Origin of the sequence: Streptomyces sp. NPDC047108 (assembly GCF_040643575.1) — a bacterium.
Classification (GTDB): Bacteria; Actinomycetota; Actinomycetes; order Streptomycetales; family Streptomycetaceae; genus Streptomyces.
The window spans coordinates 1-25,081 of the sequence record NZ_JBEYUP010000014.1; the positions used below are offsets into that span (position 1 = coordinate 1).

Sequence of the window (25,081 nt, forward strand, 5' to 3'; positions counted from 1 at the left end):
GGATCAACGTGCTGTTCGCAATGCTCCGCGACGGCACCTTCTACGAACCCAGAACCCCACGCCTCGCTTGACGAAAGACATAGAGGCACCCCCCCGGTTCAGCGGCGGGAGCCGGCCGCCGCGTGCAGCCATGCGCGGTTCATCGCCGCGATGCTCGGCAGCGGGATGCCCTTCGGGCAGGCCGTGGCGCACTCGCCCGTGTTGGTGCAGCCGCCGAAGCCCTCGGCGTCCATGGCCTCCACCATGTCCAGCACCCGGCTCTCCCGCTCGGGGGCACCCTGCGGCAGCGCGCCCAGGTGGACCACCTTCGCCGCCGTGAAGAGCATCGCGGAACCGTTGGGGCAGGCCGCCACGCACGCCCCGCAGCCGATGCACGCGGCGTTCTCGAAGGCGGTGTCGGCCGCCTCCTTCGGTACGGCCGTGGCGTGGGCATCGGGAGCGCTGCCCGTGGGCGCGGTGATCCAGCCGCCCGCGCCGATGACGCGGTCGAAGGCGGACCGGTCGACGACGAGGTCCTTGACGACCGGGAACGCGGCGGCCCGCCAGGGTTCGATGTCGATCGTGTCGCCGTCCTCGAAGTGCCTCATGTGCAACTGGCATGCGGTGGTGGCGCGTTGGGGACCGTGGGCCTGCCCGTTGATGACCATGCCGCAGGCGCCGCAGATGCCTTCACGGCAGTCGTGGTCGAAGGCGACGGGCTCCTCACCGCGTTCGGTCAGCTCCTCGTTCAGGGTGTCGAGCATCTCCAGGAAGGACATGTCCGGCGAGATGTCCCGGACCTCGTACGACGTCATGGCACCGGGCTCGGCCGGTCCCGGCTGGCGCCAGATGCGCAGGGTGAGCCTCATGCGTAGCTCCGCTGGGTGGGGTGGACGGTGTCGAAGACCAGGTCCTCACGGTGGAGGACGGGTGGGGCGCCGGTGCGGGTGAACTCCCAGGCGGCGACGTAGGAGAAGTGCGCGTCGTCGCGCACGGCCTCGCCGTCCTCGGTCCGGCTCTCCTCGCGGAAGTGGCCGCCGCAGGACTCGGTGCGGTGCAGCGCGTCGAGGCACATCAGCTCGGCCAGTTCGAGGTGGTCGGCGACCCGGTTGGCCTTCTCCAGCGACTGGTTGAGCCGGTCGCCGGTGCCCGGGATCCTGACGCGCCGCCAGAACTCCTCGCGCAGGGCGGGGATGCGGTCGAGCGCCTTGCGCAGCCCGCTGCCCGTACGGGACATGCCGCACTCGTCCCAGAGCAGTTCGCCGAGTTCGCGGTGGAACGACTCCGGCGTCCGGTCGCCGTCCACCGCGAGCAGCAGACGCAGCCGGTCCTCGGTGTCGGCGACCGCCTCCTCGACGGCCGGATGGCCGGGAGGCACCGGGGTGTGCGGATGGCGCGCGAGGAAGTCGCCCAGCATCGGCGGAAGGACGAAGTAGCCGTCGGCCAGGCCCTGCATGAGGGCGCTGGCGCCGAGGCGGTTCGCGCCGTGGTCGGAGAAGTTGGCCTCGCCGATGGCGAACAGCCCGGGGACGGTGGTCTGCAGGTCGTAGTCGACCCACAGTCCCCCCATCGTGTAGTGGACGGCCGGATAGATGCGCATCGGGGCCTCGTACGGGTTCTCGTCGGTGATGCGCTCGTACATCTCGAAGAGGTTCCCGTACCGCTCCTCGACCGCCTCGCGGCCCAGCCGGGCGAGGGCGTCCGCGAAGTCGAGATACACCCCCTGCCCGCCGGGGCCGACGCCGTGGCCCTCGTCGCAGACGTGCTTGGCCGCCCGGGATGCGATGTCACGCGGTACGAGATTGCCGAACGAGGGGTAGAGCCGTTCCAGGAAGTAGTCGCGGTCGTCCTCGGGGATGTCCGCCGGCGGGCGCCGGTCGCCGCGGCTCCTCGGGACCCAGATCCGCCCGTCGTTGCGCAGTGATTCGCTCATCAGGGTCAGCTTCGACTGGTGGTGGCCGGAGCGCGGGATGCACGTGGGGTGGATCTGGGTGAAGCAGGGGTTGGCGAACCAGGCTCCGCGCCGGTGCGCCCGCCAGATCGCGGTCGCGTTGGAGTTCTTGGCGTTGGTGGAGAGGTGGAAGACGTTGCCGTAGCCGCCGGTGGCGAGCACGACGGCGTCGGCGAGGTGCACGTCGATGCGGCCGGTGACCAGGTCGCGGGCGACGATGCCGCGGGCCCGCCCGTCGGCGACGATCAGGTCGAGCATCTCGGTGCGCGCGTGCATCTCGACGCGGCCGGCGGCGATCTGCCGCGACAGCGCCTGGTAGGCGCCCAGCAGGAGTTGCTGTCCGGTCTGGCCGCGGGCGTAGAAGGTGCGGGAGACCTGGACGCCGCCGAAGGAACGGGTGTCGAGCAGACCGCCGTACTCGCGGGCGAACGGCACGCCCTGCGCCACGCACTGGTCGATGATCTCCACCGAGACCTGGGCGAGGCGGTGGACGTTCGCCTCGCGGGCGCGGAAGTCGCCGCCCTTGACGGTGTCGTAGAACAGCCGCCGGACGGAGTCACCGTCGTTGCGGTAGTTCTTGGCGGCGTTGATGCCGCCCTGGGCGGCGATGGAGTGGGCGCGGCGGGGCGAGTCCTGGTAGCAGAACTGCACGACGCGGTAGCCCTGTTCGGCGAGGGTGGCGCCCGCGGCCCCGCCGGCCAGTCCCGTACCGACGACGATGACGGTGTGTCCGCGGCGGTTGGCCGGGTTGACCAGTGCGGCCTCGAACCGGCGCTGGTCCCAGAGGTGTTCGACGGCGGCGGACGGGGCCTTGGTGTCGGCGAGCGGCTCGCCGGTGGTGTACGAGGCGTAGGCGGTCATGTCAGCTCACCAACCCGGTCATGACGGCGACCGGAACGCTCAGGAAACCGGTGGTCAGGATCAGCGACAGCCCCGTGGCCGTGGCCTTCAGGGTGCGATGGCGGCGCGCGCTGTTCGCGCCGAGCGTCTGGGCGGCGCTCCAGAAGCCGTGGTGGATGTGCAGGCACAGCGCGAGCATCGCGACGACGTAGATGCCGCCGCCGTACCAGGTGGAGAAGGAGGCGACGACGTTCTCGTACGGATGGTGCTCCTGCGCCCTCGGGTTCACGGTCAGGGTCGTCAGGTCGAGGATGTGCCAGACGACGAAGAGCCCGAGGATGACGCCGCCCCAGCGCATGGTGCGGGTCGCGTAGCTCGCTCGCCGGCGGGGGTGGGCGTAGCCGCTGGGCCGTGCGGCGATGTCGCGCCGGCTGAGCTGGTAGGCGGCGACGACGTGGAGGACGACGGCGGTGCCGAGCGCGGCGCGGGCGATCCAGAGGAGCCAGCTCTCGTGCAGGACGGGGGATCCGGCCGTGCGCAGCCAGGCCGCATAGGCGTTGAACTCCCCGGCCCCGAAGAAGATCTTGAGATTGCCGAGCATGTGGACGACGAGGTAGAGCAGCATGACCAGGCCCGTGGTGGCCATGACCGCCTTCTTCCCGACGGTCGACCGCCAGATCAGGCGGAGGAGGGTGGGCCGGGACGCCCGGCTCGCGAGTGCCATGTCTCCAGACGCTAGGGATCCCATCTCGACAGGTCCAAGACATGGTCAGCCTGATTTCGATAGCTGCTACCTATCCATGCAGGGTGGAGAATATCTATGAGCCTGGCATTCTGCATAGAGATTCCCTATCGTTTCGAGGGTGCAGTTCCAGCAGCTTCTCTACTTCGTGACCGTGGCCGAGACCCGCCACTTCACCCGGGCCGCCGAACGCGTCCACGTGGCGCAGCCCTCGCTGTCGCAGCAGATCAGAGCACTGGAGCGGGAGTTGGGGGCCGAGCTGTTCAGCCGTGCCCGGGGCAACATCGCGCTCACCGACGCGGGTGAGGCACTGCTGCCACTCGCCCGGCGCATCCTGGCCGACACCGAGACGGCCCGCTACGAGGTGCAGGAACTCGTCCAGCTCCGCAGCGGCCGGGTACGCCTCGGCGCCACCCCGAGCCTGTGCACAGGCCTCCTCCCGGACGTGCTGCGCGCCTTCCACGACCTGCATCCGGCCATCCGGCTGGAGCTGGAGGAGAGCGGCTCGCACGACCTCGTACGCGACCTGGCCCGCGGCGCCCTGGACCTCGCGCTGGTGGTGCTGCCGCTGACCGGCCCCTCCCCCGCCCTGACCACCACGGAACTGCTCCGTGAGGACCTGGTGGTGGTCTCCCCGGCCACCACGCCCCCACCGGGCGGCGGGGGTCCGGTCCACCCCTCCGACCTGCGCGACCGGCCGATGGTGATGTTCCGGCACGGCTACGACCTGAGGGACCTGACAGTGACCGCCTGCCGGGCCGCCGGTTTCGAGCCCGTCTTCACGGTCGAGGGCGGCGAGATGGACGCCGTGCTGGGTTTCGTCCGGGCGGGCCTGGGCGTGGCCGTCCTGCCCAGCATGGTGGCCGAGCGGGCGGCCCCGGGACTGAGGACGACCCCGTTCGCCCCGCCCGGCCTGCAGCGCACCATCGCCCTGGCCCACCGTACGGACGTGGCCCCGCCCCGGGCCGCCCGCGAGCTGCGGCGGGTCCTCCTCGTCCATTTGCGGGAGGCCGCGGACCGGGGCAGGCTTCCAGGAGGAACGGAACTGATCGCTCCCGCGTGACGGGCACGGCCCGCCCGCGGTCCCGGCGATCCGTTTCCGACCCATGGCTCATGAGTTCCGACCGGGGGACGCGGCCCACTTGAGGGCGCGTCCCTCGATCGCTTAGGTGGTACGGAGCACCTTGCCGGCGGGCGGCGGGTGCACGAGGTCCTTCCACGGAGGTTCCGACCGTGCTTCACGAAGACCGGGCGAGCCGGGCCAGGGCGCTGACACAGGCCGAGGCCCAGGCGCACGTCCACGGCATCTGCTTCAAGACGGGGCCGCCCCGTCGCATCGGTGTCGAACTGGAGTTTTTCGTCCGGGATCTCAGCGATCCCTCCCTTCCCGTCGACCCCGACCGGCACGCCGCCGCCGTCACCGGCCTGCGCGCGCTGTCGCTCCGGTCCCCGCTCACCTTCGAACCCGGCGGCCAGCTCGAACTGAGCCCGCCACCGGCCGGTTCCCTCACCGCGTGCATCGAGGGGGCCGCGGCCGATCTCGCCCTCGTCCGCGCCGATCTGCGCACCCACGGCCTCGGGCTCGTGGGCCATGGAAGCGAACCGGTCATTCCGCCGCACCGCCTCCTCGACCAGCCGCGCTACGCCGCCATGGAGGCGTACTTCGACCGCCGCGGCCCTGCCGGCCGCGCCATGATGTGCTCCTCCGCCTCCGTGCAGGTCTGCCTGGACGCGGGCCACGAGGAGCCGGGCCCGCTGGGCTACGCGCGACGCTGGCGGCTCGCCCACCTCCTGGGCGCCGTCCTGGTCGCCGCCTTCGCCAACTCCCCGATCCGGGAGGGGGCACGCACCGGCTGGCGCTCCACCCGCCAGGCCGTCTGGTCCCAGATCGACCCGGGCCGTTCCCAGGCACCCGTCGACGGGTTCAGCCCGCGGGCGGACTGGGCGGCGTACGTGCTCGAGGCGCCCGTGATGTGCGTACGCCGCGAGGACGGCCCGTGGACCGTACCCCACGACCTCACGTTCCGTGAGTGGATCCGGGGCGGGCTTCCGCGGACGCCCACACTGGACGACCTCGACTACCACATCACCACCCTCTTCCCGCCGGTCCGGCCGCGCGGCCATCTGGAACTGCGCATGATCGACGCCCAGTCCGGCGAGGACGGGTGGCATGTCCCGCTGGCGGTCACGGCGGCCCTGTTCGACGACCCGGAGGCGTCCGAAGCCGTCTACCGGTCCGTCAAACCGCTGGCCGAGGTGGCGGGGTTCCGCCCCGCGCCCCGGAACCCGCTGTGGGAGACCGCGGCGCGGGACGCCCTCACCGATCCGGAACTGCACGCCGCAGCGGTGACCGCGTTCACCGTGGCGCAGGAGGCGCTGCCCCGGCTCGGTGCCTCCGCCTCGCTCCAGGAGGAGGTCGCCGCCTTCGCCGACCGCTACGTCCTGCGCGGACGATGTCCCGCCGACGACCTGCTCGACCCTTGTTCAGGGAAGGAAGACCCCTCATGACCGCCGCCACAGGGCCCGCTCCCCTCGGGGATGCGGAAACGCTTCGGCAGCGCGCAGCCGACGCCCTCGCCACCGCTCGCGAGCGCACCGCCACCCTCACCACCTGCGTCGACGAGCCCGAACTCAGCGCCCAGCACTCGCCCTTGATGTCGCCGCTGGTCTGGGACCTGGCGCACATCGGGAACCAGGAGGAGCTGTGGCTGCTGCGCGCCGTCGGCGGACGCGACGCGCTGCGCCCGGACATCGACAAGGTCTACGACGCCTTCGAGCACCCCCGCGCCGAGCGTCCCTCCCTCCCCCTGCTGCCGCCGGACGAAGCCCGCGCCTACGTCGCCGACGTCCGCAACCGCGTACTCGACGTGCTGCAGACCGCGCCGCTGGGCGGCGACCGCCTGGTCGACGCCGCGTTCGCCTTCGGGATGGTCGCGCAGCACGAGCAGCAGCACGACGAGACGATGCTCATCACGCACCAGCTCCGGCGCGGTCCCGCGGCGCTCAGCGCTCCCCCGCCGCCCCGCGCGCCCGCGGGCAGCACCGCCCTGCGGTCCGAAGTCCTCGTCGCCGGAGGCCCGTTCGCCATGGGCACCTCGACCGAGCCGTGGGCCCTGGACAACGAACGCCCGGCCCACCACCGGGACGTGCCCGCCTTCTTCATCGACACCGTTCCCGTCAGCAACGGCGCCTACGAGCGCTTCATCGACGACGGCGGCTACGACGACGCCCGCTGGTGGGCGCCGGAGGGCTGGGCGTACATCCGCGAACACGGCCTGGCCGCCCCGCTGTTCTGGCGCCGCGACGGCGGCGGGACCTGGCTGCGCCGCCGGTTCGGGGTGACCGAACCCGTCCCCGCCGACGAGCCGGTGCTGCACGTGAGCTGGTACGAGGCCGACGCGTACGCCCGCTGGGCCGGGCGCCGGCTGCCCACGGAGGAGGAGTGGGAGAAGGCGGCCCGGCACGACCCGGCCACCGGCCGCTCGCGGCGCTACCCGTGGGGCGACGCCGATCCCGCGCCCGAGCACGCCAACCTCGGCCAGCGTCATCTGCAGCCCGCCCCGGTCGGCAGCTATCCGGAGGGCGCGTCGCCGCTGGGCGTACGGCAGTTGATGGGCGACGTGTGGGAGTGGACGTCCAGCGACTTCCTGCCCTACCCGGGCTTCGCGGCCTTCCCGTACCGGGAGTACTCGGAGGTCTTCTTCGGCCCTGGTCACAAGGTGCTGCGGGGCGGGAGCTTCGCGGTGGACGCGGTGGCGTGCCGGGGCACGTTCCGCAACTGGGACCTGCCGGTGCGGCGGCAGATCTTCTCCGGTTTCCGTACGGCCCGCGACGCCGGTCCGGAGGCGGCGTGAGGACCCCGCCGGTCCCCGCCGAGGTCCGAGGGGGCCGGTTCTGATGTGCCGTCATCTCGCTTACGTGGGACCGGAGACGACGGTCGGCGCGGTCGTGTCCGCCCCGGAGCACAGCCTGTTCCGGCAGTCCTGGGCGCCGCGCCACCAGCGCTACGGGACCGTCAACGCCGACGGTTTCGGCGTGGGTTGGTACGCCGGGGACGACCCCGTGCCCGCCCGTTACCGCCGGGCCGTCCCCGTCTGGGCCGACGGTGCGTTCACCGACCTCGCCCGTGTCGTACGCACCACCGCGCTGCTCGCGGCCGTGCGCGACGCGACCCTGGCCGGCGCGGACGGGGAGGCCGCCGCCGCACCCTTCGCCTCCGGTCCCTGGCTGTTCAGCCACAACGGGGCGATACCCGGCTGGCCCGAGTCGATGGCCGGCCCCGCCGCCACGCTCCCAGCCGTCGACCTGCTGGGCATGGAGGCCCGTACGGACTCCGCGTTCGTCTGGGCGCTCGTCCTCCACCGGCTGCGGACCGGGGACGAGCCCGGGCAGGGCCTGGCTGACGCCGTCGCCGCGGTGGCGGAGGCCGCCCCGGAGGCGCGGCTGAACCTGCTGCTCACCGACGGGACGTCGATCGTCGCCACGGCGTGGGGCGACACCTTGTGGTATCTCACCGACAGCGAGCGTCGTGCCGTGACCGTGGCCTCCGAGCCGTACGACGACGACGCCCGCTGGAGCGCGGTCCCCGACCGCACCCTTCTCACCGCGACCCGCACCGACGTACTCCTGACACCTCTCAAGGAGCCGAGCACGTGAGCCCGTTCACCGTCACCCGCACCCTGCCCGCCGATGCCACCGCCGCCGCTCTGCGGTCCGACGTCCGGCACGGGCTCACCCGCGACCCCAAGCAGCTTCCGCCCAAGTGGTTCTACGACGCCCACGGCAGCGACCTGTTCGAGGACATCACCCGGCTGCCGGAGTACTACCCGACGCGTGCCGAGCGGGAGATCCTCACCCGTCGCGCCGGTGACATCGCCCAGGCCACCGCCGCGCGCACGCTCGTCGAACTGGGCTCGGGCTCCTCGGAGAAGACCCGCGTCCTCCTGGAGGCCCTCTCCGGCCTGGAGGCGTACGTCCCCGTGGACGTCAGCGAGTCGGCCCTGACGCAGGCCGGCGAGAGCCTGCTCACGGAGCACCCGGACCTGACGGTGCACGCCCTGGTGGCGGACTTCCAGAACGGTCTGACGCTGCCCGATACACCGGGTCCGCGGCTGATCGCGTTCCTCGGCGGCACCATCGGCAATCTGCTGCCCGACGAGCGCGCGGCGTTCCTCGGCATCGTCGGCTCGCTGATGACGCCGGGCGACTTCCTGCTGCTCGGCACCGACCTGGTGAAGGACGAAGGCACCCTGGTGGCCGCCTACGACGACTCCGCCGGGGTCACCGCGGCCTTCAACAAGAACGTGCTCACCGTGATGAACCGCGAACTGGGGGCCGACTTCGACCCGGACGCCTTCGACCACGTCGCCGTGTGGGACAGCGAGAACGAGTGGATCGAGATGCGGCTGCGCGCGCGGACGGCGCTCACCGCCAAGATCCGGTCCCTCGATCTGGCGGTGTCGTTCGCGGAGGGCGAGGAGATGCGGACGGAGGTGTCCGCCAAGTTCCGCGAGTACCGGGTGCGCTCCGAACTCGGTGCGGCGGGACTGGAGTTGCGGCGCTGGTGGACGGACGAGGAGGGCCGGTTCGCGCTCTCGCTGGCGTCCACCGCCGACGGTCGCTGACGGTGCCGTAGCCCGTTCACGCAGGTACGACCTCAGGGCGCCGGATACGTGTGGAAGACGCCCTGGGGGTCGTACGCGGCGCGGACCTTCTGCAGCCGGTCCCAGTCCTCCGGGGCGTACGACCGGCGGGCGCGCGAGGCGTCGGCCGTGAGGTCGGTCTCGGCGATGTAGTGGCCGGTGCCGAGCGGTTCGACGGAGCGCATGGTCTCGCGGAGCCAGCGGATGTTGGCCTCGTCCTCCGCCGGGTCGTCCCAGACCGCGAACGGGACGACGTAGCTCTCGCCGAGCGCGGAGAAGGCCATGTCCGCGGTGAGTTCCCGCTTTCGGCCCACGGGGGCGACGGGCGCGAGGACGAGGGCCTTGTCGGTCGGGGCCGCCTCGACGGCCGTGGCGAGCCGCGTCAGCAGGGTCTCGAAGGGGGCGTCGGACCAGAGGGTGTCGGCGGCGTAGCGGTGTTCCGCGGGCCATGCCTCGCTCGATGCCCCGTACAGGGTGTCGAGCGGGGTCGGCTCGGCGATCTGCCGGGAGAGGGCGCGGGAGGCGAACGGGCAGTCCCGGAGCGGTTCGAGGGCCGCTGCGGCCTCCCGGTCCGAGTCCGCGAACGCGGTCGCGCTGACGGTGACGGCCCTGGGCGGCGGCCCGTCCTTCGCCAGGGAGGGGTCGGCCGTGCCCAGGAAGAAGCTCAGTTCGACGTTGGGCGGCAGGCGGTGGGATGCCTCGACGGCCCAGCGGACGGCAGGGCCGGTCTCGGCCAGCGGAAGGACGTACAGGGTGGTCATCACGGAGGACGGGCGCGGGTACAGCCGCAGCCGGAAGGAGGTGACCACGCCGAAGAAGCCGGGCCCGGCACCCCGGGCCGCCCAGAACAGGTCCGGGTGCTCATCGGCGTTGCACCGGACCGTCTCTCCCTCCGCCGTCACCACCTCGACCTCCTCGACGCTCGCGCAGGCAGGGCCCCAGAGCCCGGAGTTCCAGCCGAGGCCGCCGCTGAGGAGATAGCCGCCGAGCGCGACGGAAGCGCAGTGGCCGGCGGGGAAGGCGAGTTCACGGTGCATCAGTTCCATCGCGAGTTCGCTGCCGATGACACCGGGCTGGACGGTGGCGGTGGCGGACGCGGTGTCGATGTCCCAGCGGCGGAGCCGCGAGAGGTCCAGCAGCATGCCGCCGTCGCGCAGGGGTGAGCCGCACCAGCTGTGCCCGCCGGCGCGCATCGCGATACGCAGGCCGCGGGAGCGGGCCAGGGCCACGGCAGCCGGCACGTCGCGCTCGGAGACGGCCCGGACGATGGCCTCCGGAAACCGCTGCGGCCTGAACCGGTTCCACAACACCCCGTCCCAGGCATGGTCGTAGCCCCGGTCGCCCCGCCACAGGATCTCGCCCTCGATTCCGGGGGCCGCCTGACTCCGTCCGCTCATCTCCGCCTCCTCGCCCCCGCTGCGTCGCTGCTTCTCCTGCCGCGCGTCAGAGTCTGCCGGAACGGAGTCTGCCGGAGAACGGGGTGCCGCGCGGTCGGGAGCGGGTGCGGCATCGGCGCGGGCGCCCGCCGATCGGTCAATCGGCCGTGGTCAGACCGAAGATGACGAGCAGCACCGCGTAGCACGCCACCACGACGAGAGCGCCCAGCACATGGACGCGGATGCCTGGCCGTCCGCGTGGCGCCAGCCATCGGTCGAACAACCTGGTCACCAGCGGCATCAGAACCCAGGTCAGAATGGCGACACTGCAGATGTTGCCGATGAAGAGCCCGAACCAGGCGGGGACGCCCAGGTCGTTGAGCTCGAATCCCACCGTCAGGTTCAAGACCATGACCGTCGGATACAGCGCCAGCACGACCGTCATGGCCTGCTTCCAGTTGGGCGGAATCCCCTTCTCCGCCCCTTCCTCGAAGCGGAACCACCCGCTGAAGGCGGAGCCGACCTTGCGCACGTCGTAGGACCTGAAGTAGTCGGCGCCCTCGTCCAGGAGCCGCTTGCGCGCACCGGAGTTCAGCCAGTCGTCGAGGTGCTCCCGGGTGTCGTACCGGAACGCGACGACCCAGTTCTCCTGGACCCCGGCGACCGGGCGGAACATCTCCGACCCCTTGAAGCCGGGGAAGGACTGCTGCGCCTTCAGGACCTTGTCCTGCCACCGCTCGAAGTCCTCTTCGTGCCGGGGCGGCACCTCGTGGGAGATCACCGCCGTGACACCGGTCTCCTCGGCCGGGGCACCGCCCGCGAGCACTTCCTGCCGGGGCTCCTCCTCCAGCAACGGCCGTTCCTCGTCGAGGAGTTCACGGCGCGTTCCCGAGTCGAGCCAGGCGGTGAGCTGGTCCAGACGGGAGAAGCGGAAAACGACGGTCCACTCGTTCTCGGCCCCGGCTCCCGGCGGATACAGCTCGGTGCCCTCGAAGCCCTCGAAACGCTGGACGACCCGGTTCGTCTTCTCCTGCCAGCTCTGGTAGTCGTCGTCGAAGCCCGGGCGAACCTTCTGCGAGGTCACCACCGTTGCGCCGTCCTCGCGTGCTGTGCGGCTCGCGCTTCGATTCACCCCACCAGCGTAGCGCCGTGGGCATTTATGCGGCAAATTGGTGCAAGCAGGGTCATATTCCCAGCGCATCACGCAGAACGGGAGGCACGGAGATGGGACACAAGGAGTTCCTGGCCGAGGCGGCGCGACTCGCCACCGAATCCGTGGAGAAGGGCTGGGGCGGGCCATTCGGCTCCGTGATCACCCAGGACGACGAGATCATCGCCCGCGGCCAGAACCGCGTCCTGCTGACCGCCGACCCCACCGCGCACGGCGAGGTCGAGGCCATCCGCAAGGCCGTGTCGCTCCTCAACCCCGAGGCCCCCACGGTCTCGGAGGAGCATCAGAACGAATTCACACTGGAGTTGATACCGCGCCCCGAGGGCTCCCCCGACGTCGTCCCCGAGCGCGCGCGGATGCTGCAGGGCTGCACGATCTACACCAGCGGCGCACCGTGCCCCATGTGCATGAGCGCGATCTACTGGTCGCGGATCGGCGCGGTCTACTACAGCTGCGACTGGGAGGCCACCGAGGAGATCGGGTTCAGCGACGCCTTCCAGTACGAGGACTTCCAGCGGCCCACCAGCGAACGCAGCATCAAGGTCGAGCAGCTCTTCCCCGAGGTGGGGGCCCGGGCCTACGACGCCTGGGAGCACAAGAAGGACAAGCACCCGTACTGAGACCCGTCCTGACAGCCCGTCAGCCGCGGGCTCCCTTGCCGCCCCCGCCCGGCGTCACCCCTTGCCGGCGGGGGCGTCGACGGCGATCTCGGCCTCGGAGTCGTAGAAGCACAGGTGGTCCTTGATCAGCGCGACGGCGGGCAGCGGGTCCGGGTAGGCCCACACGACATCAGCCCTGACCCGGCCGTCGCCGTCGCGGTACGACCAGTACGAGGCGTCGCCCTTGAACGGACAGTGGGTGCTGGTGGCGGTGGGCTCGAAGAGCTCCAGGGCCACGTCCTGCGGCGGCAGGTAGTAGCGGACCGGCATCCCGGTCTCGTGCACCAGCACGGGGCGGTCCGATGCCGCGACGACCCGGTCGCCGATCCGGACCGTGATCCGCTGCGTGCCGGAAACCGCTTCGACGGTGTGTCCGCCTGCCATCCGTCTGCTCCTTCGCTCGTCGGGCTCCCGAAGCCGGGGCGGCTCCGGGCCGTATCTTCCCCAACGCTCCGGCCGGGACCCTGATTCCGCGGACCCGTGCGCGGAAGGACCGCGGCGCCCGGTCAGGGGCGGGGGACGGCGGCGGCCCGGTCCGCTCCGGCCCGTGCGGACGGTACGGCGGTGGGGGCCCGTGTCGCGGGCGGCGCTGCGGTGGCGGCCCGGGTTGCGGCGGCTGGCGAGATGTGCGGGGGCGCATGGACCCCGTACGGACCGGGCCCGGCCGCCATCGGTCCTGCTGCCTCTGGTGCTTCCGCCGCCTCGTCCGTCCGCGCCCCGCCCGCCACCGCGGCGTGTGCGGCCCGGGCCAGCGTCCTCCGGTCCTGGCGGGCTGCCGGCGGAAGGGGCGGCAGCAGCGTCACCTCGGCCACCAGACCCCGGGCCGCGACGACCCGGCGCAGCGAGGCCAGGAGGGTGTCCTCGCCGACGAACGCGGCCGCCGGAGCCGTACGGGTTCCGGCCGGACCTCGCAGGCGGTAGCGGATCCGTACGGGCCGGACGGGCGCACCGGCGTCGAGGGCGGCCTGGAAGACGGCATGCCGGAAGCGTCCGTACGCACGGCCGCACCAGGTGCTGCCCTCGGGGAAGGCCACGACCGTCGAGCCCGCGCGCAGGGCCCCGGCCATCTCGGCGACGGTCCCCGGCAGCGCCCGCAGCCGCTCCCGTTCGAGGAGGATCGTCGCTCCCCGGGCGGCGAGGGGCCCGAGGAGCGGGTAGGCGGCGACCTCGCTCTTGGCGAGGTTCCGGCCGGGCCGCACCGAGGCGAGCAGCGGTACGTCCAGCCACGAGATGTGATTGGCCACGACAAGGGTGCCGCCGGGTATGCGGACCGGCCCGGCGCCCTCCCCGCCCCTGATCTCGGTCCGTACACCGAAGGCCGCCACCACGGCGCGGCACCAGCGGGCGGTGAGCCGGTCACGCCGGGCCGGGGAGCACCGCCGGGCCAGAGGCGAGAGCCCGATCCCCACGAGCAGCACGGCCGCGACCGCGAGCCACCTCAGGGCCCGCCGCGGGCCGGCGACCACCGGAGCGGGGTCCGCCAGGCAGTCCACGGGCGTGCAGGGCGCGGTCGGGAGCCAGGGGCTCACGCCGGGCCCGCGTCCCGGCCCGGCGGTCGCGCTCGCGCCGCTCACGGCGCCGGGGCCAGGGAGAGGAAGTGGCGCAGATAGCGCGGGTCCGTACGGCGCAGGGAGAGCAGCACGAACAGATCCGCGACCCCGAAGTCCGGGTCGTGCGCGGGCTCGCCGCACACCCAGGCCCCGAGCCGCAGATAGCCGCGGAGGAGCGGCGGCAGCGGGGGGCGGGCGGAGGCGGTCGCCGCGCCGGGGTGCCAGGGCAGGTGCGGGGTGACGCGGTACTCGGCGGGCGAGAGGTACCGGGCCGAGACGGTGTCCCGGACGCCCGCGGCAAGGGCGCCGCCGTCGGTGAGCGGGATCGAGCAGCAGCCGGCGAGCCAGTTGTGCCCGGCCTCGGTGAGGTAGCGGGCGATCCCGGCCCACATGAGGGAGATGACGGCGCCGTCACGGTGGCCGGGATGCACGCACGAGCGCCCGACCTCGACGAGGTCGCCGCGGATCCCGGCCAGCGCGGAGAGGTCGAACTCCGACTCGGAGTAGAGGCGCCCGGCGACGGCGGCCCGTCCGGGCGGCAGCAGCCGGTAGGTGCCGACGACGGCGCCGGTGCTGTCCTCCCGTACGAGGAGGTGGTCGCAGTACGCGTCGAAGGCGTCGACGTCGAGTCCGGGCTCCGACGAGGACAGCAGCGCCCCCATCTCTCCGGCGAAGACGTCGTGGCGCAGGCGCTGGGCGGCCCGTACGTCGTGCTCGTCGCGGGCGAGGGAGACGGAGTAGCGGGGGCGCGTGGCGGTGGCGCGTGGCGCGCGGGCCAGGGGCGGTGAGGTCGTCATAGGTCCTTGATGGCCGCGCCGGCTGGCCCCCACGTGACCGTTTCGGGTTCGGCGGATGTGCGGTGGCTGAATGGCTGGGGCACGGTGGACGGAGCAGGGGAAAACGGCCCCGCCGGGGCCCGTCACCAGGGAGAGGCCATGACCGATCACACCTACCGGGTCACCGAGATCGTCGGGTCCTCGCCCGAGGGCGTCGACGCGGCCATCCGCAACGGGATCAAGCGCGCGTCGCAGACCCTGCGCCAACTCGACTGGTTCGAGGTGACGCAGGTCCGCGGGCACATCGTGGACGGCGAGATCGAGCACTTCCAGGTGGGGCTGAAGGTCGGCTTCCGGCTCGAGGAGGGCTGAGCGCGGGGGCTCCTGCGAGCAGGCTCCTGATCCACGCGAACGCGGCACCGGCACACCCGCGAAACGCGGCACCGGTACACCCCGCGAACGCGTTCCGCTCCGGCCCGGTACGCGGCACCGAAGCGGCTTCGTACCGACCGCGAGGCGGCCCCCTACGCGACCCTCGGCGCCGGCTCGGCACGCGCCCGGGGGTCCGGCTCGGCGGGCTCCTCCGTTCGGGGTGTTCATCGCCCGGGCGGCCCAGGAGATCGGGCATATAAAGAGGAAAGCGGGCAAGCTGGAAAAAGGGCGGCATCCACCGCGCTTTCCGCTACGTTCTCGCTGGGGAGGACCCACGTGCCCGGAAGCCTTGAGCAGTTGCGCCGTTGCTCGGTCGCCGTCGACCTCGGTGCCTGCAGGACCAGGGTGTACCTGAAGGGCACCGGCCTGGTCGTCGACGAGCCCAGCGTGGCCGCCGTGAACACCCGCACCGGCGCGCTGCTCGCCGTCGGCGAACTGGCCGAGAAGATGACCGGCCGCACCCCGGAGCACATCCGGGTCGTCCGCCCCGTCTCCGGCGGCACCGTCGTCGACATCGACATGGCGCAGCGGATGCTCCGTCAGCTCATCGGCAACAAGCTCCGCAAGGCGTGGCGGCGCAAGCCGACCCTGCGGATCGCGGCCTGCACTCCGCACGACAGCGAGCCCTTGACCCAGCGCGCCGCGGTGGAGACGCTCACCGCGCTCGGCGCGCGCCGTGTGGAGCTGGCCGACACCCTGATCTGCGCGGCCGTAGGATGCGGACTGCCCGTCGAACAGCCGGAAGCCACGATGATCGTGGTCTGCGGGGCGGCGACCAGCCAGGTGGCCGTGCTCTCCCTGGGATCGATCGTCGCCGCCGAGACCATTCCGGTGGGCGGCAACTCCATCGACCACGCGGTGGTGGAACACCTGCGCAGCGAGCACGAGTTGATGCTCCCCAACCTGGCGGTGCGCCCGCTGCACCTGGTCCTGCACGCGACGGACGAGTCCCCGGACCGGGCCGAGGTGCACGGCAGGGACGTGGCCACCGGCCTCGCCCGATCCGTCGTCGTGGACACCGCGGGCGTACGGCGGGCCATCGGCACCCCGCTCACCGGAGTGCTCGACGGCATCCGCTCGGTGCTCCGCCGCTGCCCCCCGGACCTGGTCGCCGACCTCTCCGACCGCGGCATCATGCTCGCCGGCGGCAGCGCGCTGCTGCCCGGACTGGACACCATGCTGAGCCGCGCGACCGGCATGCCCGCGCACACCGCCGAGCGCCCCGACACCTGCGCCGTACGCGGACTGGGGGCGATGCTGGAGGGCAAGGTCCGGCCGCTGCACCTGGATCCGCTCGCGAGCTGACGGCGGACACGGCCGTCCGGGCGCCCGCGCCGGTGCCGTAACGGCCCCCGAAACGCAACCGGTCCCGGTTCCCTCGCGCGGGAACCGGGATCGGTGCGCGTTCTCCGGTGGGTGCTCACGGGTGTGCGGTCAGGTGCGGCCCTGGCGCTCCTGGGCGTCCCGCAGCGCGGCCGACGCCTCGGCCCAGCGGGCCCGTACGACAGGGAAGCCGGCGCGCTCGACGGCGTCGCAGACCAGCTCGTCGTCGTCCACGAAGCGGCGGATCTCCCGGCCGCGGGTGAGCGCGCGCAGGATCTCGGGTTTGACCGCACGGGCGGGCCTGCGGTCGCTCTCGCGCCGCATGAACAACCGGCCCCGCGGCAGGCCCTGCTGCTCCAGCCACGCCAGGGTGTCGCGGCGGCACCGCTCGGGCCGTCCCGTCACGTACACGACCTCGCACTCCTCGGCACTGCTCAGGGCCAGCGCGACGCCTTCGGCGAGCGGCGGGTCCTGAGCCGCCGCGGCGAAGAAGGCGTTCCAGTCGCGCGGGCGCCGCTCGAGGAACTGCTGCCGGTGTGCGGTGTCGGAGAGGGTCCCGTCCAGGTCGAAGACGGCGATCGGCCTGACACCCGCCCTTCCCTGCGCTGTCATGAGGCGTCCACCAGGGACAGGGCGTGCAGGCGCTCGGGCGGGCCGGGGCGGGCGTAGTACCAGCCCTGGGCGGTGTCGCAGCCGAGGACCTTCAAGTGCTCGGCCTGCGCGCCCGTTTCGACCCCCTCCACCGTGACCGCGAGATCGAGGGTGTGGGCCAGCGACACCACGCCCTCCACGATCTTGACGTCGATCGGGTCCGCCGGGTCGTGCTGCATGCCCCGGGTGAACGATCGGTCGAGTTTGAGCGTACTCAGGGGCATGCGGCGCAAGTTGGACAGGTTGGAGTAGCCGGTGCCGAAATCGTCGAGAGCGATGTCGACGCCGAGGTCGGCGAGCTGCCGCAGCGGTCGCAGTAAGGTCTCGTCGGCTCCGATCAGCGCGCTCTCGGTGACTTCGAGGCACAGCGCGGTCGGTTCGACCCCGGCCTCCTTCAGCACCTCCACCGTGTCGCGGACGAGACCGGGGTGGCGGAGCTGGAACGGCGAGAGGTTCACATTGACCCGCAGCGGGCCCTCGCACCCCTCGAACTGCCAGTCCCTGGCCTGCCGTACGGCCTCGGACAGCACCCAGCGGCCGAGCGGCACGATGAGCCCGGTGTTCTCGGCCAGCGGTATGAACTGGTCGGGGCCGAGCACGCCGCGCAGCGGATGGCACCAGCGCACCAGGGCCTCGGCGCCGTGAACCGTCCCGTCGCAGAGGCGTACGAGCGGCTGGTACTCGATGAAGAACTCGCCGCGCTCCAGAGCCATCGGCAGGCTGTTGACGAGGCCGTACTTGGTGATGGCCAGCACGTCGGCCTCGGGGTCGGCGTGCTCGTAGCGGTTGCCGCCCGCGGCCTTCGCCCGGTACATCGTGATGTCCGCGCTGCGCAGCACCTCCTCCGGGCCGAGTTCCCCCGCCGGCCCGTCGACGATGCCGATGCTGCCGCGGACCAGCAGGTCCCGGCCTTCGAGCCGTACGGGCTCGGAGAGCGCGTCGAGGATCCGGTGTGCGAGAGCCGTGACGTCGTCCTGGCTGTCCGGGTCCACGATCAGGGCGACGAACTCGTCGCCGCCGATCCGCGCGATCAACTGGTCGGGCGAGGTCAGGCAGGTCTGCAGCCGGTCAGCGACGGCCACCAGCATCTGGTCGCCGACCGCGTGGCCGAGGCTGTCGTTGACCGCCTTGAACCCGTCCAGGTCGAGGTAGCACAGACCGAACCGGGCCACTCCGTCCCGCTCGGCCAGGGCCGCCTCCAGACGCTCGAAGAAGAGCGTGCGGTTGGGCAGCCCGGTGAGCGCGTCGTGCGTCGCCTCGTACCGCAACTGCTCGTGCAGCAGCCGCCGTTCGGTGATGTCCTCCATCAGCGCCAGCATGTACTGCGGCCGGTCCGCGTTGTCCCGCAGCAGCGACACCGTGAGGTTGGTCCACAACACGGTGCCGTCGGAGCGGTAGTACGGCTTCTCGGCGCGGTAGTGGTCGCGCTCGCCGCGCGCCACCTCCCGCTGCAGGTTCCACACGCCCGGCTCGTCCTCGGGGTGCGCCCAGTCGGTGACCTTCCTGCTGCGGACGTGCTCCTCGGGGCCGCCGAACATCTGCGTCAGCGCCTGGTTGACGTCGATGATGTCGCCGTTCATGTCGGCGATCCCGATGCCGATCGCCGCACCCTCGAAGACCGCGCGGAAGAGCGCCTCACTGGCGTGCAGCGCCTTCTCGGCGTCGGCCTGCGCGGTCAACGCGGCACGGGAGACCGCCTCCTGCTCGATCAGGGTCCGTTCGCGCAGGGCCTGGGCGAAGCCCGCGGCGATGGCGTGCTGCAGCCGCGCGCAGCGGGCGCGGCTCTCCTCGGCGGGGAAGTGGTCTCCCGGCGAGCAGTAGAGGACCAGATAGGAGTCGACGACGCCGAGCGAGCGCGGCAGGGCTCCCGGGTCGGTGCAGTGGGCCGCGACGAGCGCGGTACCGATGTCCAGCGCGGGAGTCGGGTCGAAGGGCCGTGCCGTGAGGGCCTCGCGCAGGGTCCGGGCGAGCGGGATCAGGTAGTCCTCGAACTCGGCCCGGGTCATGGACGTGGCCGTGGCCGGGTAGATCGCCCGGCTCCAGATTCTCGCGAAACGGCGCAGCCGGTCCTCGGGCCCGTCCCGTGGACCGTCTCTGTCCGGCTGCCCGGATTCGGAGGGCCGTCTTGTCACGCCTTGCGCCCCACTCCTGCGAAACCGGTGAAGGCCATCGGGTCCTCGTGCTCGGGCGGGGTGTCGGGCCGCCAGTGCGGCATCGAGACGAGTCCGGGCTCCACGTACTCGAATCCGTCGAAGAACCGGTCGACCTGCGCGCGGGTGCGCATGACGAGCGGTGAACTCGCCTTCTTGTACACGCCCTGCACCTGGTCGCCCTGCTCCTCGGAGATGGGGCCGCCCTCCGTCGAGGCGTGGGTCAGCACCAGGAGGCTGCCCGGGGCGAGGGCGTCGCGCAGTTCGGCGACCGCGGCCCGCGGGTCCTCCTCCTCGGGCAGGAAGTGCAGGACGGCGACGAGAAGCAGCGCCACGGGCTTGCCGAGGTCGAGGAGCCGGGACACCTCGGGGCTGTCGAGGATCTCCCGCGGCTTGCGCAGATCGGCCGCGACGATCCCGGCGTCGGGGTTGCCGCCGAGGACGGCGCCGCTGTGCGCCACCGCCACGGGGTCGTTGTCCACGTACACGACGCGGGCGCCGAGACTCAGGGTCTGGGCGACCTCATGGACGTTGCCGAACGTGGGTATCCCCGAGCCTATGTCGAGGAATTGGGTGATGCCGTGGTCCACGGCGTAGCCCACGGCGCGTCGCATGAATGCGCGATTCGCTTGCATGATCTTGGGCAGGCCCGGCATGATCTCGATCGCCTTGCGCGCGGCTTCCCGGTCGACCTCGAAGTTGTGCGAGCCGCCCAGGTAGTAGTCGTAGATGCGGGACACGCTCGGCACAGAAAGGTCGATTCCCTGGGGGGCCCAGGATGGACGATCCATCAATGTTCTCCAGCTCGTCTGCCATGGTTGGTCCGGCCATGTGCATGCCGGTGTCTGAGCTGAGGCTACTGATCGCCCGTGAACAGGGGAACACCAAACGGAAATCTACGGTCCGTTCCCGTCAATAACCATGGGCATGTGCGCCCGCGCGCACACCGGGGCGGGCGCGAATCCGTTCCCGCCCCCTTCGCACACGACGGTTCCCGCTGGACGTGACGGCGCGACGCGAGTGCATCCGCAAAGCCTCCACCCTCCCACGTACCCCGTAAGTGTGCTCAGAGTCATATGGACGAAGTGCTCCCCGCTGTCCAGGAGTTGGGTTCCGCCCGCCCCGGAGGCGGCAGCCGCTCGGCGCTCCGAAGAGAGCGGGATCCGGCCACCGGGGAGACGGGAAAGCACCTGCACATCCGTTCGGTACGGGCCGGGCTCCCCTATCGGTTCCCAAACCCGGCACGCCGAAGATCCATCCCACAGGGGGAATTGCGCCGGGTTCCCGGGTGAACAGCACCGCAGCTGTACAGATTTCCCGCGTGAGCACATGGCACCGGGTGGGGGTTGTCGCCGCGAGCGCAGGACTCGGGGTGGCCGCAGCAGCGTTGACCGTGGGGATGGTGGAACAATCCGCCGCCGCTTGGGACGGTCCTGAAGTACGGGCGACGGCCTCCGCGGGAGGCGCTGTCGCCGAATTCGAATTCTGCGAGGGGTCCGTACCAGAGATGGTGGCGTCCGCCGGCCCCGGTGGCGCGGTGTCGGGCATCAAGTGCCGCAAGGCCGCGCCTCCTCCCCCGCCGCCTCCGCCGGCCGCGCCGCGGCCGCCCGCCCCGCCGCGGCCCGCGCCGCCGCGCGTCACGACGGCCCCTCGGCCCCCGGCCCCGCCGCCGAAGCCGGCCCGTCCGACTCCAAAACCCCCCGCCGACAAGCCCGTTGCCACCCCGACACCGACACCGGCACTGCCGCGGGCGCACCCCGTCATGGCCCGCGAGGAACCTCAGAGCTCCTCAGTGGTGACCAACACGCTGCTCATCACCGCGCCCGCCGTGCTCGCCGCGGCCGCGCTGCGCCCCCGCTCACGCCGCTGACCAGGCCGACCGCCCGACCCCGGAGGAACCCGTATGTCCGCTTGGCTGGTGCTGACCGTCGCGATGGCCGCCGTATGCGTCGTCGTCCTCGTGATCGTGATGCTCAACCAGCGCCGCATCGGCGAGAACGACGACCCCTCCGAAACCCCGGACGTCCTCGAGTACATGACGATGATGATCGGCGTGGTCTACGCGATCGTGCTCGGCCTGGCCATCGCGGGCGTCTGGGAGGCGCGCGGCGCGGCCGAGGACGCCGTACGCACCGAGGCCCAGGCGCTGCACGAGGTCAGCTCGCGGACCGCGGTCTACCCGGAGAAGGCGCGGGAGCGGATCCGCGACGACGTCGACGCGTACGTGGCGCATGTGGTGGGCCGGGAATGGCCGTACATGGCCCGGCACGACGAACTCACCGACCGCGGCGCGGTTCTGCTCGGCCGGGTACGTCACGACGTCACCACGCACGTGCCGCGCACGGAGCTGGAGAGCCAGGCGTACCAGCCCGTCGTCGACCAGGTCGCCGCGGCCGACAGCGCGCGCACCGCGCGGGCGGAGAGTGCGGGGAAGACGATGCCGGGGGTGGTGTGGTTCGGCCTGATCGCCGGCGCGGTGGCCACGATCGGGATGATCTTCATGCTCCAGATCCGGCGCTCGGGGCGCGAGTTGCTGATGGCGGGCCTCTTCAGTGCGCTCATCGCGTTCCTGCTGTTCCTGATCTGGAACTTCGACGCGCCGCTGGGGCGGGACGGAAACGACTCGGCCGCGCCCTTCCTCGCGCTCTTCCCGGGTGCGGGCGAGGGCGGTTGAGGCGCGGGGGCGGGCGAGAGCGGTTGACGCGCGGGGGCGGACGAGAGCGGTTGAGGCGCTTGGGCACCGACCGCTCTCGGCCGGGCCGCCCCCGTCCCCCACCGACCGCCTCCGTGGCCAGCAGGAGCCCCGTCGCCCACCAGGACGGCCCGTTGTCCACGAGGACGCGCCGTTGTCCACCAGGACACCGTTGTCCACGAGGACGCGCCGTTGTCCACCAGGACACCCCGTTGTCCACGAGGACGCGCCGTCTCGTCTACCAGGACGTCTCCGTGACCTCCGCGCGGTCGTACGGCTCGGTCGTCGCCATGATCTCCGACTGCTGGCGGTCGCCCGAGAAGATCACGCGGAGCGTCGTCGGCTCGGTCTGCGACGTCCGGACGGTGAAGCCCTGCGTGGGGATCGCCGAGACGAAGCAGACGCCGTTGTCGCCGAAACGGACCGAGGCCTGTCCTCCGGCCGACTGGATCGTCTGCACACCCGAACCGCCCTCGCTGCAGTTCGCGGGCGACTGCGTCGCCGTCGGCTGCTCGGAAGGCGACGCCTTGGTCGGGGACGGCGCGTGCGACGTCCGGGAGGGCGTCGGCTTGGGGGACGGCTTGCGCGTCGGGGCGCGACTGGTCGCCGAAGGGCTGGGCTTCGCCGGTCTGCTGGACTTGCGGGCCTGCTCGGACGGCGAGGAGAACACGGTCGGCGCGGAGCGCGCCACGGGCGGGGTCGGCTTGGTCGATCCGACCACGAAATGCACCGTGAGTATCACCGCCGTCACGCTGACGGCAGTGCACGAGATCCATATCAGCAGGTAGCGCAGAGAGCGAGGCACGACACCATAGTGTCGGACCAGCTACCGTGCTGCGCCATGGCATCCGTGCTTCTCGTCGAAGACGACCCCGTGATCCGGAGCGCACTGATCGAAGTGCTCTCGGCGCACGGGCATGTGGTGCACAGTGCCTCCCACGGTTTCGAGGCCTTGCGCGAGGTCACCCAGCGCCCTCCGGACGTGGTGGTGCTCGACCTCGGCCTCCCGGACCTGGACGGGACGGACGTGCTCCGCATGCTGCGAGGTATTTCACAGGTGCCCGTGGTGGTCGCCACCGCGCGGGACGACGACGCCCAAGTGATCAAGCTGCTGAACGCGGGCGCGGACGACTACGTGGTGAAGCCGTTCTCCGGCGGGCAGCTCGCCGCCCGCCTCGGTGCCGTGCTGCGGCGTACGTCGGCACGCTCGGCCGCGGCGTTCCCGCAGGGCGCGGAGGGGGCGAACGCGCCCCGGAACGGCGCGATACCCGCGACGCCCCGCGTCATCCAGGTCGGGGACCTGCAGGTGGATCCCGCGGCCAGGACGGCGCATCTGGCCGGACATGAGCTGCGGCTGACCCGGCGCGAGTTCGACCTGCTGGCCTATCTGGCCGCCCACGCGGACCAGGTGGTCTCCCGGCGGCGGATCCTGGCGGACGTCTGGCGGCAGCCGTACGTGGAGGACCAGACCATCGACGTCCATCTCTCGGCACTTCGCCGCAAACTGGGTGAAAGAGCGTCACAACCGCGCTACTTGCACACCGTGCGAGGCATCGGCATCAAGCTGGTGGCGCCGCGATGAGACGGGCACTCGCGGGGGTCGCGCTCGCGGTCACCTCCATGGTGGCGCTGTCCTTTCTGATACCTCTTGCCCTTCTTGTCCAATCCGAGGCGCGGAGCCGCGCGACGACCGAGGCCGAGCAGCGGGCCGCCGCACTCGCGCCCGTACTCGCCCTGACCACCCGCCCCTCGGACGTCCAGCAGGCCGTGTCCGGCCTGGACGCCGGGGACCGGCTGGGCGTGCACCTGCCCGACGGGGACGTCATCGGCGCGGAGCACGCGACGCCGCAGGGCCTCCACCGGGCGGAGCGCGAGCGCGAGACGCTCGCCCTGACCACATCGGCGGGTCGGGTCTACCTCCAGCCGGTGATCCTCGCCGAGAACCGGGTGGCCGTCGTGGAGTCCTTCGTGCCGCAGGAGGACCTCGACCGGGGCGTGACCCTGTCCTGGGTCGTCATGTCCGTCCTGGCGGTGGGGCTGGTGGCCGGTTCCGTCCTGGTGGCCGACCGGCTCGGCGCACGCGTCGTGCGCTCCTCCCAGGGCCTCTCCCGGGCGTCCAACGCACTGGGCTCGGGCGACCTCGGCGTACGGGTCCACCCGGCCGGGCCGCCCGAGCTGGCGGAGGCGGGCCGCGCGTTCAACTCGATGGCCGACCGCGTCGTCCAGCTCCTGGCGATGGAGCGCGAGCTGGTGGCCGACCTCTCGCACCGGCTCCGCACCCCGCTGACGGCGCTCCACCTGGAGGCGGAGCGCATGGGGTCGGCGCCCGGCGCGGAGCGCCTCAACGCGGCGATCACCAATCTCGAGTCCGAGCTCGACTCGATCATCTCGGCGGCCCGTACGCCGCTGGCCGTCGGACCGCTGGGCGGCGTCACCGAGGCGCTCAAGGAGCCGGGGCGCCCCGCCGACATCGCGGGCCTGCCGGCCGAGCAGCGGTGCGAGGTCTCGGAGGTGGTCCGGGGACGGGTGGAGTTCTGGTCGGTGCTCGCCGCGCAGCAGGAGCGGGACTGCCGGCTGATCGCCACGTCGGAGCCGACCTCCGTCCGGCTGCCGCACGACGATCTCGCGGCCGTGGTCGACGCCCTGATCGGCAACGTCTTCCAGCACACACCCCAGGGAACGGCGTTCACCGTCCGCGTGGAACGGACCGCCCAGGCCGTGGTCCTCTCGGTGGACGACGCGGGACCCGGCATCGCCGACCCCGACCTGGCGCTCGCCCGGGGCGTCAGCGTGGGCGGTTCGACGGGCCTCGGGCTGGACATCGCGCACCGCGCGGCGCGCGCCACGCGCGGGGAGGTCGTCATCGCCCGCGGCCCGATGGGGGGCGCGCAGGTACGGGTGACGCTGGGGCTGGACGCGGAGCGGAAGCGCGGCCCGGTGCGCGCCGCCCGGCGGGCCCGCAGGTCGGCCCAGCGGTCGTAGGCCGGGCACGGGCCGACCGGCGACGGAGGCGCGGGGCGCCGGCGACGGAGGCACCGGCGAGGAGGCGCCGGGTTCCCCTGCGCCGTACGGAGTCCGGGCCGCCGTACCTGTTCGGTCAGGGGGCCCGGACGCTCATGGGGGCCGACGCGTTCGCGATCAACGGGA

23 protein-coding genes are annotated in these 25,081 nt (G+C 72.2%); 12 read left to right on the forward strand and 11 right to left on the reverse strand.

The window, feature by feature from the left end; translation table 11 throughout:
• Positions 1 to 98: 98 nt before the first annotated feature.
• The 3 genes from ABZ822_RS23760 to ABZ822_RS23770 are packed head-to-tail and all read right to left on the reverse strand — an operon-like array spanning position 99 to position 3,494.
• Positions 99 to 848, reverse strand: a complete 750-nt coding sequence (locus ABZ822_RS23760; RefSeq protein WP_360857669.1) for a succinate dehydrogenase/fumarate reductase iron-sulfur subunit — start codon at positions 846 to 848, stop codon at positions 99 to 101.
• The gene (locus ABZ822_RS23765; protein ID WP_360857672.1) at positions 845 to 2,791 is read right to left on the reverse strand and encodes a fumarate reductase/succinate dehydrogenase flavoprotein subunit; all 1,947 of its coding nucleotides are present in this window, start codon (positions 2,789 to 2,791) and stop codon (positions 845 to 847) included. Before ABZ822_RS23765 ends, ABZ822_RS23760 begins: the two co-directional genes overlap by 4 nt.
• 1 nt (position 2,792) lies before the next feature.
• Entirely contained in the window at positions 2,793 to 3,494 is a 702-nt protein-coding gene (locus tag ABZ822_RS23770; protein WP_360857675.1) for a succinate dehydrogenase cytochrome b subunit, read from the reverse strand.
• Between the two features lie 139 nt (positions 3,495 to 3,633).
• Here ABZ822_RS23770 and ABZ822_RS23775 point away from each other — a divergent pair, with 139 nt between their 5' ends.
• The 5 genes from ABZ822_RS23775 (at position 3,634) to egtD (ending at position 9,136) form a co-directional block, all read left to right on the forward strand.
• Positions 3,634 to 4,575, forward strand: coding sequence for a LysR family transcriptional regulator (locus ABZ822_RS23775; RefSeq protein WP_360857678.1), 942 nt, complete (start codon positions 3,634 to 3,636; stop codon positions 4,573 to 4,575).
• A gap of 170 nt (positions 4,576 to 4,745) precedes the next feature.
• The gene (gene egtA / locus ABZ822_RS23780) at positions 4,746 to 6,020 is read left to right on the forward strand and encodes an ergothioneine biosynthesis glutamate--cysteine ligase EgtA (RefSeq protein WP_360857681.1); all 1,275 of its coding nucleotides are present in this window, start codon (positions 4,746 to 4,748) and stop codon (positions 6,018 to 6,020) included.
• Positions 6,017 to 7,366 carry an ergothioneine biosynthesis protein EgtB gene (gene egtB, locus ABZ822_RS23785; protein ID WP_360857684.1) on the forward strand — a complete coding sequence of 450 codons (1,350 nt, stop codon included), beginning with the start codon at positions 6,017 to 6,019 and terminating at the stop codon, positions 7,364 to 7,366. Before egtA ends, egtB begins: the two co-directional genes overlap by 4 nt.
• A 43-nt stretch (positions 7,367 to 7,409) precedes the next feature.
• A complete protein-coding gene (gene egtC, locus ABZ822_RS23790) occupies positions 7,410 to 8,168 on the forward strand; it encodes an ergothioneine biosynthesis protein EgtC (RefSeq protein WP_360857687.1) in 759 nt (252 codons plus the stop codon).
• Positions 8,165 to 9,136, forward strand: a complete 972-nt coding sequence (gene egtD, locus ABZ822_RS23795) for an L-histidine N(alpha)-methyltransferase (RefSeq protein ID WP_360857690.1) — start codon at positions 8,165 to 8,167, stop codon at positions 9,134 to 9,136. Before egtC ends, egtD begins: the two co-directional genes overlap by 4 nt.
• Positions 9,137 to 9,168: 32 nt before the next feature.
• Here egtD and ABZ822_RS23800 read toward each other — a convergent pair whose 3' ends face one another.
• Positions 9,169 to 10,551 (reverse strand): FAD-binding oxidoreductase, encoded by a 1,383-nt coding sequence (locus ABZ822_RS23800; protein ID WP_360857693.1) that lies wholly within the window; start codon positions 10,549 to 10,551, stop codon positions 9,169 to 9,171.
• 136 nt (positions 10,552 to 10,687) lie between these two features.
• Positions 10,688 to 11,662, reverse strand: coding sequence for an antibiotic biosynthesis monooxygenase (locus ABZ822_RS23805; RefSeq protein ID WP_360857696.1), 975 nt, complete (start codon positions 11,660 to 11,662; stop codon positions 10,688 to 10,690).
• A gap of 92 nt (positions 11,663 to 11,754) precedes the next feature.
• On the opposite strand from ABZ822_RS23805, the gene ABZ822_RS23810 reads away from it, so the two are divergent.
• A complete protein-coding gene (locus ABZ822_RS23810; RefSeq protein WP_360857699.1) occupies positions 11,755 to 12,321 on the forward strand; it encodes a nucleoside deaminase in 567 nt (188 codons plus the stop codon).
• 54 nt (positions 12,322 to 12,375) lie between these two features.
• On the opposite strand, the gene ABZ822_RS23815 is transcribed toward ABZ822_RS23810, so the two are convergent.
• From ABZ822_RS23815 to ABZ822_RS23825, 3 genes are all read right to left on the reverse strand, one after another.
• On the reverse strand, positions 12,376 to 12,744 hold the full coding sequence (locus tag ABZ822_RS23815; protein WP_360857702.1) for a DUF427 domain-containing protein: 369 nt from the start codon (positions 12,742 to 12,744) through the stop codon (positions 12,376 to 12,378).
• 122 nt (positions 12,745 to 12,866) lie between these two features.
• Positions 12,867 to 13,889 carry a lysophospholipid acyltransferase family protein gene (locus tag ABZ822_RS23820; protein WP_360857705.1) on the reverse strand — a complete coding sequence of 341 codons (1,023 nt, stop codon included), beginning with the start codon at positions 13,887 to 13,889 and terminating at the stop codon, positions 12,867 to 12,869.
• Positions 13,890 to 13,930: 41 nt separating this feature from the next.
• Positions 13,931 to 14,707 carry a GNAT family N-acyltransferase gene (locus ABZ822_RS23825; protein WP_360857709.1) on the reverse strand — a complete coding sequence of 259 codons (777 nt, stop codon included), beginning with the start codon at positions 14,705 to 14,707 and terminating at the stop codon, positions 13,931 to 13,933.
• A 138-nt stretch (positions 14,708 to 14,845) separates the two neighbouring features.
• Between ABZ822_RS23825 and ABZ822_RS23830 the strand changes: the two genes are divergently transcribed.
• Together ABZ822_RS23830 and ABZ822_RS23835 are read left to right on the forward strand one after the other, a co-directional pair.
• Positions 14,846 to 15,058, forward strand: a complete 213-nt coding sequence (locus tag ABZ822_RS23830; protein WP_360857712.1) for a dodecin — start codon at positions 14,846 to 14,848, stop codon at positions 15,056 to 15,058.
• Between the two features lie 336 nt (positions 15,059 to 15,394).
• Positions 15,395 to 16,423 carry a rod shape-determining protein gene (locus ABZ822_RS23835; RefSeq protein ID WP_360857715.1) on the forward strand — a complete coding sequence of 343 codons (1,029 nt, stop codon included), beginning with the start codon at positions 15,395 to 15,397 and terminating at the stop codon, positions 16,421 to 16,423.
• A gap of 129 nt (positions 16,424 to 16,552) precedes the next feature.
• Here the strand turns inward: ABZ822_RS23835 and ABZ822_RS23840 are convergent, their stop codons facing one another.
• From ABZ822_RS23840 to ABZ822_RS23850, 3 genes are read right to left on the reverse strand one after another with little or no spacing between them, the layout of a single operon-like run.
• Complete coding sequence (locus ABZ822_RS23840) at positions 16,553 to 17,053, reverse strand: hypothetical protein (RefSeq protein WP_360857718.1); 501 nt, start codon at positions 17,051 to 17,053, stop codon at positions 16,553 to 16,555.
• Positions 17,050 to 19,224 (reverse strand): EAL domain-containing protein, encoded by a 2,175-nt coding sequence (locus ABZ822_RS23845; protein ID WP_360857721.1) that lies wholly within the window; start codon positions 19,222 to 19,224, stop codon positions 17,050 to 17,052. The genes ABZ822_RS23840 and ABZ822_RS23845 overlap by 4 nt, the downstream gene beginning before the upstream one ends.
• Positions 19,221 to 20,033: an SAM-dependent methyltransferase gene (locus ABZ822_RS23850; RefSeq protein ID WP_360857724.1), complete on the reverse strand. Its 813-nt coding sequence runs from the start codon at positions 20,031 to 20,033 to the stop codon at positions 19,221 to 19,223. The genes ABZ822_RS23845 and ABZ822_RS23850 overlap by 4 nt, the downstream gene beginning before the upstream one ends.
• A 1,112-nt stretch (positions 20,034 to 21,145) precedes the next feature.
• Between ABZ822_RS23850 and ABZ822_RS23855 the strand changes: the two genes are divergently transcribed.
• The 4 genes from ABZ822_RS23855 to ABZ822_RS23870 all read left to right on the forward strand — a co-directional run bounded on the left by ABZ822_RS23855 (position 21,146) and on the right by ABZ822_RS23870 (position 24,916).
• Positions 21,146 to 21,916: a hypothetical protein gene (locus ABZ822_RS23855; RefSeq protein WP_360857727.1), complete on the forward strand. Its 771-nt coding sequence runs from the start codon at positions 21,146 to 21,148 to the stop codon at positions 21,914 to 21,916.
• A gap of 230 nt (positions 21,917 to 22,146) precedes the next feature.
• Entirely contained in the window at positions 22,147 to 22,722 is a 576-nt protein-coding gene (locus ABZ822_RS23860; protein ID WP_360857730.1) for a hypothetical protein, read from the forward strand.
• 53 nt (positions 22,723 to 22,775) lie between these two features.
• Complete coding sequence (locus tag ABZ822_RS23865) at positions 22,776 to 23,516, forward strand: response regulator transcription factor (protein ID WP_360857733.1); 741 nt, start codon at positions 22,776 to 22,778, stop codon at positions 23,514 to 23,516.
• Complete coding sequence (locus ABZ822_RS23870; RefSeq protein ID WP_360857736.1) at positions 23,513 to 24,916, forward strand: HAMP domain-containing sensor histidine kinase; 1,404 nt, start codon at positions 23,513 to 23,515, stop codon at positions 24,914 to 24,916. The genes ABZ822_RS23865 and ABZ822_RS23870 overlap by 4 nt, the downstream gene beginning before the upstream one ends.
• The last annotated feature ends 165 nt before the right edge of the window (positions 24,917 to 25,081 follow it).